This is a genomic window from Achromobacter sp. ES-001, assembly GCF_019448355.1.
In the GTDB taxonomy this organism is placed as follows: Bacteria; Pseudomonadota; Gammaproteobacteria; order Burkholderiales; family Burkholderiaceae_B; genus Achromobacter; species Achromobacter spanius_B.
Genome location: NZ_CP079940.1, coordinates 1,971,001 through 1,986,135, shown reverse-complemented (window position 1 = coordinate 1,986,135; position 15,135 = coordinate 1,971,001). Strand labels below are relative to the sequence as shown.

Annotated in this window: 16 protein-coding genes; 6 read left to right on the top strand and 10 right to left on the bottom strand. The window is 64.9% G+C overall.

The window, feature by feature from the left end; genetic code table 11:
* Nucleotides 1-13 precede the first annotated feature (13 nt).
* Nucleotides 14-688, top strand: coding sequence for an epoxyqueuosine reductase QueH (locus KYT87_RS08895; RefSeq protein WP_006218530.1), 675 nt, complete (start codon nt 14-16; stop codon nt 686-688).
* Nucleotides 689-743: 55 nt separating this feature from the next.
* On the opposite strand, the gene KYT87_RS08890 is transcribed toward KYT87_RS08895, so the two are convergent.
* The 10 genes from KYT87_RS08890 to KYT87_RS08845 form a co-directional block, all read right to left on the bottom strand.
* Nucleotides 744-1,697, bottom strand: coding sequence for a helix-turn-helix domain-containing protein (locus KYT87_RS08890; RefSeq protein WP_219992029.1), 954 nt, complete (start codon nt 1,695-1,697; stop codon nt 744-746).
* Between the two features lie 152 nt (nt 1,698-1,849).
* Nucleotides 1,850-2,323, bottom strand: a complete 474-nt coding sequence (locus tag KYT87_RS08885; protein ID WP_255594019.1) for a cytochrome c — start codon at nt 2,321-2,323, stop codon at nt 1,850-1,852.
* Between the two features lie 35 nt (nt 2,324-2,358).
* Nucleotides 2,359-2,892, bottom strand: coding sequence for a methylamine dehydrogenase light chain (locus KYT87_RS08880; protein ID WP_046803719.1), 534 nt, complete (start codon nt 2,890-2,892; stop codon nt 2,359-2,361).
* On the bottom strand, nt 2,876-3,514 hold the full coding sequence (gene mauD, locus KYT87_RS08875) for a methylamine dehydrogenase accessory protein MauD (RefSeq protein WP_104145726.1): 639 nt from the start codon (nt 3,512-3,514) through the stop codon (nt 2,876-2,878). The genes KYT87_RS08880 and mauD overlap by 17 nt, the downstream gene beginning before the upstream one ends.
* 11 nt (nt 3,515-3,525) lie before the next feature.
* Entirely contained in the window at nt 3,526-4,077 is a 552-nt protein-coding gene (locus tag KYT87_RS08870; protein WP_219992027.1) for a MauE/DoxX family redox-associated membrane protein, read from the bottom strand.
* Nucleotides 4,074-5,267, bottom strand: coding sequence for an amine dehydrogenase large subunit (locus KYT87_RS08865; protein ID WP_104145728.1), 1,194 nt, complete (start codon nt 5,265-5,267; stop codon nt 4,074-4,076). Before KYT87_RS08865 ends, KYT87_RS08870 begins: the two co-directional genes overlap by 4 nt.
* 16 nt (nt 5,268-5,283) lie before the next feature.
* Entirely contained in the window at nt 5,284-5,502 is a 219-nt protein-coding gene (locus KYT87_RS08860; RefSeq protein ID WP_255594018.1) for a hypothetical protein, read from the bottom strand.
* Entirely contained in the window at nt 5,487-6,998 is a 1,512-nt protein-coding gene (styD, locus tag KYT87_RS08855; protein ID WP_219992026.1) for a phenylacetaldehyde dehydrogenase StyD, read from the bottom strand. The genes KYT87_RS08860 and styD overlap by 16 nt, the downstream gene beginning before the upstream one ends.
* Nucleotides 6,999-7,206: 208 nt before the next feature.
* On the bottom strand, nt 7,207-8,196 hold the full coding sequence (locus KYT87_RS08850) for a quinone oxidoreductase (RefSeq protein WP_046803725.1): 990 nt from the start codon (nt 8,194-8,196) through the stop codon (nt 7,207-7,209).
* Nucleotides 8,197-8,247: 51 nt separating this feature from the next.
* The gene (locus KYT87_RS08845) at nt 8,248-9,231 is read right to left on the bottom strand and encodes a DMT family transporter (protein WP_046803726.1); all 984 of its coding nucleotides are present in this window, start codon (nt 9,229-9,231) and stop codon (nt 8,248-8,250) included.
* A 72-nt stretch (nt 9,232-9,303) separates the two neighbouring features.
* Between KYT87_RS08845 and KYT87_RS08840 the strand changes: the two genes are divergently transcribed.
* From KYT87_RS08840 to KYT87_RS08820, 5 genes are all read left to right on the top strand, one after another.
* Nucleotides 9,304-10,191: a DMT family transporter gene (locus KYT87_RS08840; protein WP_219992025.1), complete on the top strand. Its 888-nt coding sequence runs from the start codon at nt 9,304-9,306 to the stop codon at nt 10,189-10,191.
* A 31-nt stretch (nt 10,192-10,222) separates the two neighbouring features.
* Entirely contained in the window at nt 10,223-10,729 is a 507-nt protein-coding gene (locus KYT87_RS08835) for a MarR family winged helix-turn-helix transcriptional regulator (protein ID WP_082134389.1), read from the top strand.
* A 106-nt stretch (nt 10,730-10,835) separates the two neighbouring features.
* Nucleotides 10,836-12,281, top strand: coding sequence for an efflux transporter outer membrane subunit (locus KYT87_RS08830; RefSeq protein WP_219992024.1), 1,446 nt, complete (start codon nt 10,836-10,838; stop codon nt 12,279-12,281).
* A 22-nt stretch (nt 12,282-12,303) separates the two neighbouring features.
* Entirely contained in the window at nt 12,304-13,497 is a 1,194-nt protein-coding gene (locus KYT87_RS08825) for an efflux RND transporter periplasmic adaptor subunit (RefSeq protein WP_120154603.1), read from the top strand.
* Nucleotides 13,494-15,110 carry a DHA2 family efflux MFS transporter permease subunit gene (locus KYT87_RS08820; protein ID WP_223265034.1) on the top strand — a complete coding sequence of 539 codons (1,617 nt, stop codon included), beginning with the start codon at nt 13,494-13,496 and terminating at the stop codon, nt 15,108-15,110. Before KYT87_RS08825 ends, KYT87_RS08820 begins: the two co-directional genes overlap by 4 nt.
* Nucleotides 15,111-15,135: the final 25 nt, after the last annotated feature.

Here is a 15,135-nt window from a genome sequence, read left to right as displayed (position 1 = left end):
TCCCTTGCACGCCATGTCCGAACTCGTCCGCCCCAAGCTTGACCTTCCCGCCGGCCGGAGCAAAGTGCTGATGCACTCGTGCTGCGCGCCCTGTTCTGGCGAGGTCATGGAAGCCATGACGGCTTCCGGCATCGACTACGCGATCTACTTCTATAACCCGAACATTCATCCGGTAAAAGAGTACGAGATCCGCAAGCAGGAAAACATCCGCTTTGCCGAGCAGCACGGCATCGAATTCATCGACGCCGACTACGACATGGACAACTGGTTCGACCGCGTCAAGGGCATGGAAGACGCCCCCGAGCGCGGCGAACGCTGCACCGCCTGCTTCGACATGCGCTTTGAACGCACTGCCCTGTACGCGCACGAGCACGGCTTTGACACCATCACCAGCTCGTTGGGCATTTCGCGCTGGAAAGACATGAACCAGATCAACGGCTGCGGCGAACGCGCTGCCGCCCGCTACGACGATCTGATCTACTGGACCTACAACTGGCGCAAAGGCGGCGGTTCGGCCCGCATGATCGAAATCAGCAAGCGCGAAAACTTCTATCAGCAGGAATATTGCGGCTGCGTGTATTCGCTGCGCGACACCAACCGCCATCGCCGCGCGCAAGGTCGCGACCGCATTCACATCGGCGTGAAGTTCTACGGCAAAGAAGACCTGATCAACGAAGAGCAGCTGTAAATACCGGCCGACACTTGCGCTGTCGGCCCCTGCCTTCTACCGTCGGCTCAGCCCGTCAACGCCCTTGCCGCCGATATTCCGACGGCGACGCGCCGAAGCGCTTGCGGAAAGCGTGACTGAAGCGCGCCGCATCTGAAAATCCAAAGCGATACGCGATATCACCGATCTGCCGCGCCGACTGCGTGGCATCGCGCAGCACGTCGCGGCTGCGTTGCAGCCGGGTGCCAAGAATGAATTCGGCCGGCGTCGTCGATGCCAGCGCAAACAGGTTGTACAGATAGCGGCGCGACATCCGAAACACCGCCGCGGTCGAGGCCGGCGACAGATTCGGATCGTGCAGATTTTCCATGATGTGCTGCTGCACGCGCCGCAATTGCGCCTGCTTGACCCCGATCTGGTCTTGTTCGAGCTGCCCTCCCGTCCGCTCGCTGATATCCAACCCCATCATTTGCAGCACCGCGTTGGCGGCGTCGCGCGCGGCGCTTTCTGACAGATGGGCGTGCTCGTTCAGCGCCACCCGCAGCAGATCCATCGCCATGCGGCCGCAGCCTTGCCGTGCGCTGAAGCTGCGCGCCACCGCGTTGTGCATGTGCGGCTGCCAGGTCTCGGCATGCTTGCCCGGCACCTGCATCACCAGGAAATGCGCACCCTCGTCAACGTCAACCTCGTAGGGACGCGTCGTGTCGTAGATGCTCCATTCGCCCGGCGTCAGCAAGGCGCTGCGACTGGATTGGCGAATTTCGCTGCGGCCCGACAGTTGCAGCGTGACTTTGTAGCCCGCCTGCTCGGACTGGCCCGCCAGCAGCTTGCTGCGGCGCACGCGCTGCGCGCTGCTGCGCAATTCGCTAACGTGCATCCAACCCAGCGAATCCACCGCCACGCTATTGCGAAAGCGCGCGGAAGATACCGCCGATACTTCCAACGGTACGAAGGTGCTGCTGATGCTTTCCTGCCAGCTGGCGCAATCCAGAAAATGGCTGGGCGTGCTGCGCAACAAGGACGATGACATGGCGACTCCGGCGTCTGGAAACGGCGTGCCTTTTGTGCCTGGATCGGCTAGCCCCGTGGCACAGCTACAGCGTTCGGTGGATGGATGCTGCCTCTTTCTAGCACCACGCCTGGCGGGCGAGTATCGGTGACAACCCCTAAAAATTGTCCGGACTAGGGCTTTCTGTCATTACCGTAAGAATAATCAGACAAGGTGAAGCCCATTGCCGCCAACGCCTTGGCCAATTCATGCCGAACGGGCACCACATCGTCATAACGGCGCGGCCGGGCCGCGGCCACTTCCGCTTCGTCATAGGGAACAAAATCCGCCGGCAACTGGGCCGGGCTGAATTCGGTCAGCACCCAATTCAGCACGTCGGCAAGCTCGGCATGACTCAGCTGCGAATGCGCGGCGCCCGGCACCCGGACCAGATATTCGCGTCCGGCGGGCAAGTGCACGAACGCTCCCACCGACTGCCGAAAATCGGGAACGCCGTGCGGGTTGCTGCCGCGACCATCCCCGCGATGGCAACCCGCGCATTGCAGGACGTAGTCGGCCCTGGCGGCCTGCCGCAGGCGGTCGGTCGGGGCGGTATCGCCCTGGGCCGCCGCCCGCCCCGCCAAGAGCAGGACGAGGGCTGTTGCCAAGCACCGCCGTCGCATGCGCGCGTTGCCGCCCTGCCTCATGGTTTGGCCGGCGCCTTCGGCTGCGGTTTGGCCATGCCCACGATCACCGACGTTGTGCAGTGAAAGATCGAGGACTCGTTCGACATGCACCAGTTCACGTCGTTGTGCAGGAACATCTGATAGCCCGGGCGCTCGCGCTCGGCGGCCGCGCACATGCACTTGCCGCAAGCCGTCTTGCCGCAGCAGTCGTTGTAGCTGATGAGATAGTCCTTGCCGTCCAGCGGGTTATGGCAGGTGCCCACCCACGACACGGCGGACGGCGAGGTGCCGGGCGGGCACGATGTCATGCTGCCGCCGCAGCACGAACATAAAAACCCGTCCACCGCGCAATAGCGCCAGTAGTCGCAAGCCGTGTCGTCGGTTTGCGGCTTCTTCGCGGCGGCAGGCGCCGAGCGGGCCACCGGCAGCACCGGCACCAGAAACGCGGTGCCGACCAGCAGCTTGCCGATGCGATTCAACACGCTGCGCCGCGACGTGGCGTGCGCTACCGAGCGCGTGGCGCGCTCTCCCAATTTATCCAGCCAGTGCATTGCGGCTCTCCTTGCGGGAAATCTGGGTTTCGTCCAGCGTGCCCGCGGCCAGGAATTCCTGTACCGACGCCACGCCAAGTTCCTTGGCCGTGAACAGGCTTTCAAGTTGCTCGCGGGAGTTGATCAGCCCCTTGGCGCGCAGGGTGCCGGTTTCATCCAGCAGCACCGCGTAAGGCAGCTTGCTGATCTGGAACTTCATGCCCAGTTCGGTCGACAGCACGTAGGGGAATCTTTCCAGGCCAGCCTGCTTGTAGAACGCAAGATGCTCGGGCATCTCGCCATCGCTGGCCAGCACGATGCGCAACCACGCGTTTTCCGTGGCGGCCACCGATTTCAGGATGGGCAACAGCTTCTTGCACACCGGGCAGGTGGGCGACAGAAAGAACAGCAGCTGGCTGTGTTGGCCGCGTTCACCGATGGTGATGCGGCGGCCCAGCAGATCGGGCAAGGCAAAGTGCGGCGCGGGCTCGCCCACGGCGGGGCCCTTGTCCATCGTCAGCGCCCCCATCGGCGCCACGCGTTCATACAGCACGCCGATCTGACGCGACAGGGCCAGGATGACCAGCACCAGGCACAGCACCACGCCCCACAACAGGAAATTGGAAATGATCAAGGCATCCATATGAAACTCCTTCAAAGGTTCCGTAGCTTGAGATGCGAGGCCAATAGGTGATTGGCGGTGAAGTACAGGCCCACGGCGGTCATCGCCAGGCCGAACACGGCAGCGGCGTCCGCCCATTGCAGGCCGCGCGCATGGCCCGACAGCGATGCCAGCGCCGGCAGCGTCCATAGCGCCAGCGCGCCGTTGCGCAGCACCAGCCACCCTGTCAGGCCGCCATGCGGCGCACCCGGCGCCTTGGCAACCGGCCCCGAACATCCGCAATCGATATCCCGGTGCCCGCGCGCCAGGTTGATCGCCAGCGCCAGGGTTGCCACGGCCAGCACGCCCAAGGCCAGCGCGGCGCCAAGCGGCTGGCGCCCCGGGATCAGCAGCAATGCGCCCGCCGCGATCTCGGCAAGCACGTAGCCTCGTGCAAACACGCCCACAAGGCCGGCCGGCAGCAGGTCGTAACCGGATACGGCCGCTGTGAACGCCGTCAGGTCCTTGATCTTTTCAAGCGCGCCCAACAGCAGCACGCATGCCAGCGCGGCGCTGGCGCCGTAGAACAGCACGGGGTCATTCATGGCGTGCTCCGGACGGGTTGCGGCTCGACCTGCACCGCGGTTTCGCCCGCGGCCTGAATGGTGGTCTTGAACACCGGCGCCGTCGGCACGGCGTCGAACACGCTGACGTTGCTGCCGTCGATGGTGAACAGGCGGGGCTGGTCGTCCTGCGAAACGGACATCGACACGGCGCCCTTGCCCGGCACGCGCGCGATGCGCTTGCGGGATTCCAGGTCGTAGACCCAGATCTCGGCAGCGGGATTCTTGTGCGTGCCTTCCGCTCCGTTGGGATGCATGCCCACGTACAGCCGCTTCAACGCGCGGTTGACGGCCAGCAGGTTGTAGCCGCCGGGCCGCCAGCCGCGATCTTTGCCGGTGGCATCCAGCAAAGACCATGGCGCGCCAAATTGCACATCCTTGCCGCTGAAATCGGCGGTGTAGACGTTGCCGTTGAAAGACACGAAGTAGAAGGTGTCGCCCAGGTTCTCGGTGTGCGTGAAGACGGGGTCTTTTTCCACGTCGAACATCGGCTTGCTGCGCTGCTGGGCGGCGGGCTTGCCCGCGGCGTCCAGGTCGATGGTTAGCAGCGCGCCATCACCGCAGAGGGTGGTGAAGCTGCGCGGGCGGGACGGCAACGGGATGACGCTCCAGCACCCCGCCGTCGCCGTGATTTCGTCGGTGAACTGACGCGTTTTCAGATCGACCACGGTGACTGACGTGGCCGGCGTGGCGTTCTGCGCCAACAGCAGTTCACCGTCCGTGGTCTGGCGCAGATAATTGCGATAGTTCAGCGCTTGCGCCCGCTTGTTCGGAATCGGCACTTCGTACTTCGGCGTCAACGTTTCGGCGTCCCACGCTTCGATGACGTCGGTGCGCTTGCCGCGATTGAGCCGCTCGTAATAGGACGTCATGACGTAGATGTCCTGGCCGTTGGCCGATACCGTCATGTGGCCGTTGAGCGATGTGGGCACCAGGCCGAGGAATTTGCCGGTGTCACCGTCGTAGACGTGGATCCGGCTGTCGACCATATGGTTGAAGGCCACGTCCACGACGTAAAGCCGGTGCGCGTTGGCCGGGGGCAAGCGGGTGCCGCCCTTCAGCTCTTCTATGGGCAGGTCGGCCCAGGCTAGGCCCGTGGCGCTGACCAAGGCGGCGCACAGCGCCCATCGGCCTACCCGCAACGCCCGTGATCTGGCTTGCAGCGCAATCATCGATATTCTCCTGGTGTCATGATCCGATTCCCTGGAAGGCGTAGACGTAGCGCAGCTGCACGCCGCGCATCCCAGGCCCGTTCTCGACCTTGAGGTCGTGGATGTACTGCCTTTGAATCTGGTTGGCGTCGTTGACCGGGTGGGTAAGCTCAAGCGCCAGTGGGTGGCTGCGCGCGATCGCCACGGTTTCGTCGGGCGAAGCGTCCCGCATCCTGCGTTCTAGTACGCGATGCAAACCGACTTCTTCTCCAGATACATCTCAATCACCGCCCTGCCATGTTCGCGGCCGACGCCCGATTGCTTGAACCCGCCAAACGGCATGTTGGGGTCCAGCATGTTGTGCGTGTTGACCCACACCGTGCCCGCATCGATTTGCGGGATCAGGCGCTGCACGCGCGTCAGGTCGTTGCTCCAGATGCTGGCGCCCAGTCCGAACGCGCTGTCGTTGGCCAGACGCACCGCGTCATCCAGCGTGTCGAACGATTGCGCCACGACGACGGGCCCGAAGACTTCTTCCTGGGTGATGCGCGCTTGTTGCGGTACGTCGGCGAACACGGTGGGACGCACGAAGTAGCCATCGCCATCGCCTGCCACGCCCCCGGCCAGTACCCGCCCGCCTTCGGCGCGGCCGATACCGATGTAGTCCATGACACGCTGCTTGTGGCGCGCCGAAATCAGCGGCCCGATCTGCGTGGCGGGATCAAAGCCCGACCCCAGCGTCATGCCGGCGGCCACGGCGGCCAGCCCCGGCACCACCTTGTCATACAGGCCACGTTGCACGTACAGGCGCGAACCCGCCGTGCATACCTGACCCTGGTTGAAGAAGATGGCGGCGGCGGCGCCTTGCACGGCGCGGTCCACGTCGCAGTCATCCAGCACGATGACGGGGGATTTGCCGCCCAGTTCCAGCGACACGCGCTTCATGTCGTCCATGGCGGCCCGGCCGATCAGCTTGCCGACCTCGGTAGAGCCGGTGAAGGCAATTTTGTTGATCCCCGGATGCGCGACCAGCGCCGCGCCGGTGGTCTCGCCACGGCCAGTGATGACATTGACGACGCCCGGTGGAAAGCCAGCCTGAAGCACCAATTCGGCCAGCCGCAACGCGGTCAGCGGGGTTTCTTCGGCGGGCTTGAGGACAACGGTGCAGCCGGTGGCCAGCGCGGGCGCGATCTTCCACACCGCCATCAACAAGGGAAAATTCCACGGAATGATGGCGCCGACCACCCCGACCGGCTGCGCCCGCGTGTAGGCGCTGTACTGCACGCCGGAGGGAAACGGAATCGACAGCGACAGTGTGTCGCCCGTGATCTTGGTGGCCCATCCGGCCATGTAGCGCAGCCACTGTGCCCCCGCGCCCACTTCCAGCCCCTGCGCAATGCCCAGCAGCTTGCCGTTGTTCAACGTTTCCAGACGGGCCAGTTCCGTACCGTGCTGTTCAAGCAGGTCGGCCAGCTTCGGCAGCAGCCGTTCGCGGCCGGCGGGCAGCATGTCGCGCCACGGGCCCGAGGTAAAGGCGCGCCGCGCCGCTTGTACCGCCAGATCCACCTGGGCGGGCCCGGCATCGGGCTGGTGGGCGATGACGCGGCCGGTGGCTGGGTCGTACACGGGGATCGGCTGGCCCTGCCCTTCGTGTACCGGCTGCCCGTCTATCAGCATGAATTCCCGGATGGCGGCCAGTTCCGGGCGGTCGCTGGCGGCGGTGTCGGCGGCGCTGCTGCGTGCTGAAGACATCTGAACGCTCCAACAAAAAGTGTGGAGCCAGAATAGCAACGGCATTGCGCGCAGGCTTGTCGGGCCGTGCATGGGGATTTGTCATTCTGCGCACGGCGCGCGGCAGCAAAAAGGGCCGGGCAAGCCGCGCATTGCGCGTCTTGCCCGGCCCTGGTTCAGCCGGCTACGGCATGATCCGGCCCGAGGGCCGGCAGCCGATTCTGGCGGATCAGTCCAGCATCAGCACGGTGGCGCCGGTGGTCTTGCGCGAGGCCAGCGCGGTCTGCGCTTCGCCCGCTTGCTCCAGCGAATAGCGCTGGTCGATGCGCACCTTGATCTTCTTCTTCAAGACCAGGTCGAACACTTCTTCCGAGGCAGCTTGCAGCTTTTCCAGCGTGTTCACATGCACGCCCAGCGACGGACGCGTCACGTACAGGCTGCCCTTCTGGTTCAGCACGGCCAGGTTGACGCCGGCGACCGGACCGGACGCGTTGCCGAAGCTGACCATCAGGCCGCGCGGCTCGATGCAGTCCAACGAGGTTTCCCAGGTGTCCTTGCCCACGCCGTCGTACACAACCGGCACTTTCTTGCCCTTGGTCAATTCCAGCACGCGCTCGGCGACGTTTTCGCGCGAGTAGTCGATGGTTTCCCAGGCGCCGTTGGCGCGGGCCAGTTCGGCCTTTTCCGGGCTGGACACGGTGCCGATCAGCTTCACGCCCAGGGCCTTGGCCCATTGGCAGGCGATCAGGCCCACGCCACCAGCAGCCGCGTGGAACAGAATGGTTTCACCGCCTTGCAGGCGATAGGTCTGGCGGAACAGGTATTGCACCGTCAAGCCCTTGAGCATCAGCGCGGCGGCCTCGTCAAAGCCGATGCCCTTGGGCACCTTCACGACCTGGTTGGCGGGCACATTGCGCGCCTGCGCATACGCGCCGATGGGGCTTTGGCCGTACGCGACGCGGTCGCCCTTTTTCAGGTGCTTGACGTCGGCGCCCACGGCAGTGACCACGCCGGCGGCTTCAAAGCCCAGGCCATGCGGCAACGGATGGGGGTACAGGCCCGTGCGGAAATAAATGTCGATGAAGTTCAGGCCAGCGGCGTGCTGTTCGATCGTGACTTCATTGGCGGCCGGCGCCGGCACTTCCACGTCAACCAGCTTCAGGACTTCGGGACCACCGTGTTGCTCGATACGAATTGCCTTGACGAGATTGCTGGCCATGCTGGCCTCCTTTAAATGAAAGTGATGCGAATAAACCAAGAAAACCAGATTTCAACGCGGCGGCAGCGGGGCCTCGCGCGGGGCGACCGGTGCCGCTTTGCCGGCGCCGCCGCCCATCAATGCGAATACGCCGGTCAACACCAAGGCCGTGCCCGCCATCTGCCATACCGTGATGGGCTCGTCCAGGAACCACGACGCCAGGAACAGCACCGACACCGGCCCCATCATGCCCAGCAACGAGGCCGTCGGCGCGCCGATCAGCGATACCGCCCACATCAGCATGAACACCGGCACCACCGTGTTCAAGGTGGCGTGAATAACGGAATATCCATACACACCCGCCGGCTGGATCAACATTGACGGCGGGTGGATCACAAAAAACTGGATGATGCAGGCGATGCACGACACCAGCATGGCGTAGGCCACCAGGCGCGTCGGCCCGACCCGCTTGATCAGTTCGCCCGAACAAATCAGGTACACAGAATAGCTTGCCGCCGAGCCAAAAACGAACAAAGACCCTAACAGCACCTCGTTGCCGGCACCGAAGGACAGGTCGTGGGCAAACACCAGCACCACGCCCGTATAAGACAGCACCATGGCCAGCCACTGCCGGCGCTCGATGGGCCGCTTGAACCAGAACGCGGACAGCAGCACCACCAGCGATGGGGACAGAAACAGGATCAAGCGTTCAAGGCTGGCGGTGATATAGCGCAGCCCCAGAAAATCCAGGAAACTGGACAGGTAATAGCCCAGCAGCCCCAGCACGATGACCTGCACGCGCTCCTTCGGAGTCATGACGACGATCTCGCCCCGCGCCGCGCGGCGCGACTGGTACCAGGCCACCGCCGCGAAGAACGGCATCGCGAACAGCATGCGAAAGGCGATCAACGTAACGGCGTCAATCCCATAGCGATAGGTGAACTTGACGACAATCGCCTTCGCGGAAAACAGCACCGCGCCAAGCATCGCCATGAGGATTCCGGCCACGCGACCGGACGGGCTATAGAGCGGCAAAAGCTTGGCAATACGATTCATGCGATGATTTTAGATTCAGTGCAAGCCGATTTGCACGCCCCAACATCGCTTTTTGGCATCGACACCCCAGGCATGACCCGACAACGCGCTCTAACGAATATCCATATTGCCGCCGTGCTTTTCGGCCTGACCGGCGTTTTCGGGGAGTTGATACAAGCCAGCGCCGCCGTCATCACGCTGGGCCGCGCCCTCTTCGCGGTGATGTCGCTGGGGGTCTTTGCCCGGCTGCGCGGCAAGCCGCTGCTAGGTGTGCTGACGCCCGCGCAACTGTTCGTGCTGGTGCTGGCCGGCGCGCTGCTGGCCGCGCACTGGGTCACGTTCTTCATTTCGGTCAAGGTCGGGGGCATCGCCATTGCCACGCTGGGCTTCGCCAGCTTCCCGGCCTTCATCACGCTATTCGAAGGCCTGCTTTTTCGCGAACGCATCCGCGCCGGCGAATGGATGTTGCTGGGTCTGGTCACGGCCGGGCTCATCCTGGTCACCCCGTCTTTCGACCTGGCGGACCAGGGCACCATCGGCCTGGCCTGGGGCTTGTTGTCCGGCCTGACGTTTGCACTGCTTGCCCTGAGCAACCGCCGCTCTGCGTCCGGCATGGACCCGATGCAGGTGGCCTGCTGGCAAAACGTCGTCGTGGCGTTGGTGATGGTGCCGTTTGCGGTGGGCCAGCTGCCGGCGCTGCCGGCGGTGGACTGGTTCTGGCTGGCCTTGCTGGGCGTGTTCTGCACGGGGCTGTCGCACTACCTGTTTGTCTCCAGCCTGACGCGGCTTAACGCACGCACGGCCGGGCTGGTGATTGCGCTGGAACCGGTCTATGCCATTGCCTTTGCATGGGCGCTGTTCAGCCAGGAACCCACGCCGCGCATGATGGCGGGCGCGGCCCTGATCGTCGCCGCAATCGTCTGGTCGGGCCTGCGCAAGGGCGCGCCCGAGGCCCATAACGCGCCGAATTCGCAGCCTTGACAATAACTGACTAGGCAGTAAAATTCGGCCCATGAATGCCGAAACTGCCCCGCCCGCCGCCGATTCCCCCGTCCATTACCGCAGCGATCACCGCTGCATGGGGGAAGAGAACGCCGGCTACCTCATCAAGCTGGTCTATCACTCGCTGACCCGAATGCTGGACCAGGAAATGGCCCCGCTTGACCTGACCGCGATGCAATGGCGTCCGCTGGCCATGGTCTTTCTGGGGCGCGCCGACACCCCGGCCGAACTGGCCCGCCTGAACGACATGGACACCGGCGCCATGACCCGCGCGCTTGACCGCTTAGAGGCAAAAGGCCTGCTGCGGCGCAACCGCAGCCAGCAGGACCGCCGTGTCGTGAAGATTGAATTGACGGAACTGGGCGAAGCCAAGGCCCGCGAAATCGCGCCCAACATCGCCCGTTCGCTCAATCATCACCTGCGCGGTTTTTCGGCCGATGAAGTAACGCAGCTGATGCATTTCCTGCGTCGCATGATCGCCAACGGCTCGGCCTCGGGCACGGCGCCGGAACGGTGACGCCGCCAGTCCCCCAATGCTTGCCCCCGGAACCGGGGTTTTTATTTGGCATAATGTTTGCCTAGGCAAATACAGATTAATCAATTACTTTCAGCAAACAGTCAGGATGAAACGCCTTCTTTCTACCGTATTGGTGCTGGCACTTAGCGGCTGCGCACTGATGGAACCCGGGCCCGAACCCGTCGTAGCGCTGGATGCGGCCAAACTGGGGCTGACGGCTCACGACACGGCCTGGCCCAACACGCAATGGTGGCAACGCTATGGCGACAGCCAGCTCAACGCCCTGATGGACGAAGCGCTGGCCAACAGCCCCTCAATGAGCGCTGCCCAAGCGCGACTGGCCAAGGCCAACGCCGCCGTCAGCTCTGCCCGCGCCCCGCTGATGCCCCGCGTGGACGCCAACTACTCCCTGAATCGCGAACACCTGTCGGCCGACTACATCTACCCGGCCCCGCTGGGCGGCACCGTCGTCAGCGACAACCGGCTGGCGCTCGATTTCAGTTATGAACTGGATTTCTGGGGCAAGAACCGTTCGCGCCTGAAGTCGGCCGTGTCCGAGCGCGAAGCCGCCACCGCCGACGCCCAGGCCGCGCGCAACATGCTCGCGAGCGCCACCGTACGCGCCTACCTGAACCTGCAAAACGCCTTTGCCCAACGCGACGTGCTCAAGCGCGTGATCGCGCAGCGCGCTGACGTCTTGTCCCTGACCCAGGGCCGTTATAGCGCCGGGCTGGACACGCAGGTGGAAGTGAAGCAGGCTGAGTCCTCGTTGGCAGCCGGCAAGGTTGAACTGACCCAGACGGAAACCACGCTGGCGCAGCTGCGCAACCAGGTTGCGGCGCTGGCCGGCGCGGGCCCGCAGCGCGGGCAGTCGCTGGTTGCGGTGGACCTGACCGCCCCCGCGGGCGTCGTGCCCACGGCCATCCCCCTGGACCTGCTGGGCCACCGGCCCGACGTCGTGGCCTCGCGCTGGCGCGCCGAAGCCGCGCGCAGCGCCATCGATACCGCCAAGGCCGAGTTCTATCCCAACGTCAACTTGACGGCATTCGCCGGCTTCCAGGCATTGGGCACGGGCAACCTGCTTGGCGCTGCCGCCCGCACTGCCGGCTTCGGCCCGGCCGTCACGTTGCCGATCTTCCACGGTGGCGAATTGAACGCCAACCTGGCCGGCCGCCGCGCCGACGCGGACCTTGCCGTGTCTGACTACAACCAGGCCGTGCTGGACGCCGTGCATCAAGTGGCCGACGCGCTGGACGGGCTGCGCCTGTTGGAACAGGAACGCACCCAACAGCGCCAGGCCCGCGAGGCCATCGAAGCCGCGTACGACCTGGCCGTTAACCGCTACAAGGCGGGGCTGGGCAACTACATCACCGTGCTGATCGCGCAAACCGGCGTGCTGACGCAGGCGCGCATGGATACCGATCTGCGTATCCGCGCCTACCAGCTTGACGCCAATCTTGCCAACGCGCTGGGCGGCGGCTACACCCCGCCCGCCCCCACGGACACCGCGCAAGCCGCGCAGGCCGCCCCGGCCACGAACCCCATTCATTGAACGATCCTCGGATTCAGACGTCATGAACGCTGCCACCCCCACCGCCAATCCCGCCCGCAAACGCCTCTTGCTGCTGGCCTCCGGCGTCTTCATTCTTATCGCCATCGCCTACGCCATCTGGTGGTTCCTGTTTGGCTCCCACTTTGAAAGTACCGACGACGCCTACGTGCACGGCAACCTGGTGCAGATTACGCCGCAAGTGCCCGGCACCGTGATCGCCATCGAGGCCGACGATACCGAAACCGTCGCCGCCGGCCAGCCGCTGGTGCGCCTGGACCCGGCCGACACCGACGTGGCCCTGCAACAGGCGCAGGCCAAGCTGGCGCAGATGGTGCGTCAGGTTCGCACCTACTACGTGCAGAACGATGCGCTGGCCGCCGACGTCGATCTGCGCAATGCCGACATCCTGCGCGCCCAGGCCGAGCTGACCCGCGCGCAAAGCGACGTCACCCGCCGCCAGCAACTGGCCAAGTCGGGCGGCGTCAGCGGTGAAGAAATCCTGCACGCCGAAGCCGCGCTGAAGTCGGCGCAGTCCGGTCTGGCACAGGCCCGCGCCGCGCTAGCCGCCTCGCGCGCCAAGCTGGCCACCAACCAGGCGCTGACGCAAGGCACGACCGTTGCCAATCACCCCGACGTGCTGCAAGCCGCCGCGGGCTTGCGCAACGCGTGGCTGGCCCAGTCGCGTACGGTGCTGCCCGCGCCGGTGGGTGGCGTCATTGCCCGCCGCAGCGCGCAAGTGGGCCAGCGCGTGGCCCCGGGCACCGCGCTGATGACCGTGGTGCCGCTGGACCAGGTCTGGGTGGAAGCCAACTTCAAGGAAGGCCAGCTGCGCAAGATGCGCATCGGCCAGCCGGTCAAGATGGTGGCCGACCTTTACGGCAGCTCGGTCGTTTATCACGGCAAGGTAGCCGGCCTGGATGCCGGCACCGGCAGCGCCTTCGCGCTCTTGCCCGCGCAGAACGCCACGGGCAACTGGATCAAGGTCGTGCAGCGCGTGCCCGTGCGCATCCTGCTCGACCCCGAAGACCTGAAGACGCACCCGTTGCGCGTCGGCCTGTCAATGGACGTGGAAGTGGACGTCGGCCAACAAGACGGCGAAGCGCTGACGCAAGCCGTGCGCAATGAGCCCGCCTGGTCCACGCGCGCCTTCGAACCCGCGCACGACGACGTCGACGCCATGATCAAGAAAATCATCGACGACAACCTCGCATCATGAGCACGACCGCCCAGCCCGCGGGCGCTGGCGCGCCCCCCGTCGAACCCGCCCGCCCGCCGGGCACCCACCCGCCCCTGGAAGGCGCGGCCCGCATCATCGGGTCCATCGCGCTGTCCACGGCGGTGTTCATGAACGTGCTGGACACGTCGATTGCGAACGTGTCCATCCCCACGATTTCCGGCGACCTGGGCGTGAGCACCAGCCAGGGCACCTGGGTCATTACGTCGTTCGCCGTTGCCAACGCCATCACGGTGCCCTTGACCGGGTGGCTGACTCAGCGTTTCGGGCAGGTGCGCCTGTTCCTGATCTCGACGTTGCTGTTCGTGCTGGCCTCGTGGCTGTGCGGCTTTGCGCCGTCGCTGGAAGCGCTGATCGCGTTTCGGGTGTTGCAGGGCGCGGTGGCCGGGCCGATGATTCCGCTGTCGCAAACGCTGATGCTGGCCAGCTTCCCCAAGTCCAAGGCGGGCATGGCGCTGGCGGTGTGGTCCATGACCACGCTGGTCGCGCCCGTGGCAGGGCCGCTGCTGGGGGGCTGGATTTCCGACAACTACACCTGGCCGTGGATCTTCTACATCAACGTCCCGGTGGGCTTGCTGGCCGCCTGGATCAGCTGGCGCATCTACGGCAACCGCGAATCGGTCACGCGCAAGCTGCCCATCGACAAGCTGGGCCTGGTGTTGCTGGTGGTCTGGGTGGGCGCGCTGCAAATCATGCTGGACAAGGGCAAGGAACTGGATTGGTTCGCCAGCCCGACCATCATCGCGCTGGCCGCGACGGCCTTTGTGGCGTTCGTATTCTTCCTGATCTGGGAATTGACCGACGCCCACCCGGTGGTGGACTTGCGCCTGTTCAAGGTCCGCAACTTCACCGTGGGCGCACTGACCTTGGCCGTGGCTTACGGCGTGTTCTTCGGCAACGTGGTGCTGCTGCCGCTGTGGCTGCAAAGCAATATGGGCTACACCGCCACCTACGCCGGCCTGGTGACCGCGCCGGTGGGGCTGCTGGCCATCTTGTTGACCCCGATCGTCGGCAAGATGCTGGCCACGCGCGACCCGCGCCAGATCGTGACCGTGGCGTTCCTGATCTTCGCGCTGGTGTGCTTCATGCGGTCCGGGTTCAACACGCAGACCGACGTGCGCACGTTGATGCTGCCCACCATCATCCAGGGCGCGGCAATGGCGGCGTTCTTCGTGCCGCTGACGTCCATCACGCTGTCCAGCATCGAACCCTGGCGCATACCCGCTGCGTCGGGCCTGTCAAACTTCCTGCGGCTGACGGCGGGCGCGTTCGGCACGTCGATCGCCACCACGCTGTGGGAAAACCGCGCCACCATGCACCACTCGCAGCTGACCGAAATTGCCAAGCCCGGCCAGCAGGCTTTCGACCAGACGGTCAACACGTTGCAAAACGGCCTGGGCGTGTCGCATCAGCAGGCCCTGAGCATGGTTGACGGCCTGATCAACGCGCAGGCGTTCACGATGTCGGCGGTGGACGTGTTCTATGCGTCGGCCGTCATCTTCTTGATGCTGACGGGCCTGGTCTGGTTTGCGCGCCCCCGTTCGTCCAAGGCAGGGGACGGCGGTGCAGCGGAAGCGGCGGCAGGCGCGCACTGACGCCGCGCCGGGCCGCGGTGAAATA

Coding starts and splice junctions, on each gene's coding strand:
- KYT87_RS08895 (WP_006218530.1), top strand. CDS start 14: ATGTCCGAACTCGTCCGCCCCAAGCTTGACCTTCCCGCCGGCCGGAGC.
- KYT87_RS08890 (WP_219992029.1), bottom strand. CDS start 1,697: ATGTCATCGTCCTTGTTGCGCAGCACGCCCAGCCATTTTCTGGATTGC.
- KYT87_RS08880 (WP_046803719.1), bottom strand. CDS start 2,892: ATGCACTGGCTGGATAAATTGGGAGAGCGCGCCACGCGCTCGGTAGCG.
- mauD (WP_104145726.1), bottom strand. CDS start 3,514: ATGGATGCCTTGATCATTTCCAATTTCCTGTTGTGGGGCGTGGTGCTG.
- KYT87_RS08870 (WP_219992027.1), bottom strand. CDS start 4,077: ATGAATGACCCCGTGCTGTTCTACGGCGCCAGCGCCGCGCTGGCATGC.
- KYT87_RS08865 (WP_104145728.1), bottom strand. CDS start 5,267: ATGATTGCGCTGCAAGCCAGATCACGGGCGTTGCGGGTAGGCCGATGG.
- styD (WP_219992026.1), bottom strand. CDS start 6,998: ATGTCTTCAGCACGCAGCAGCGCCGCCGACACCGCCGCCAGCGACCGC.
- KYT87_RS08850 (WP_046803725.1), bottom strand. CDS start 8,196: ATGGCCAGCAATCTCGTCAAGGCAATTCGTATCGAGCAACACGGTGGT.
- KYT87_RS08845 (WP_046803726.1), bottom strand. CDS start 9,231: ATGAATCGTATTGCCAAGCTTTTGCCGCTCTATAGCCCGTCCGGTCGC.
- KYT87_RS08840 (WP_219992025.1), top strand. CDS start 9,304: ATGACCCGACAACGCGCTCTAACGAATATCCATATTGCCGCCGTGCTT.
- KYT87_RS08835 (WP_082134389.1), top strand. CDS start 10,223: ATGAATGCCGAAACTGCCCCGCCCGCCGCCGATTCCCCCGTCCATTAC.
- KYT87_RS08830 (WP_219992024.1), top strand. CDS start 10,836: ATGAAACGCCTTCTTTCTACCGTATTGGTGCTGGCACTTAGCGGCTGC.
- KYT87_RS08825 (WP_120154603.1), top strand. CDS start 12,304: ATGAACGCTGCCACCCCCACCGCCAATCCCGCCCGCAAACGCCTCTTG.
- KYT87_RS08820 (WP_223265034.1), top strand. CDS start 13,494: ATGAGCACGACCGCCCAGCCCGCGGGCGCTGGCGCGCCCCCCGTCGAA.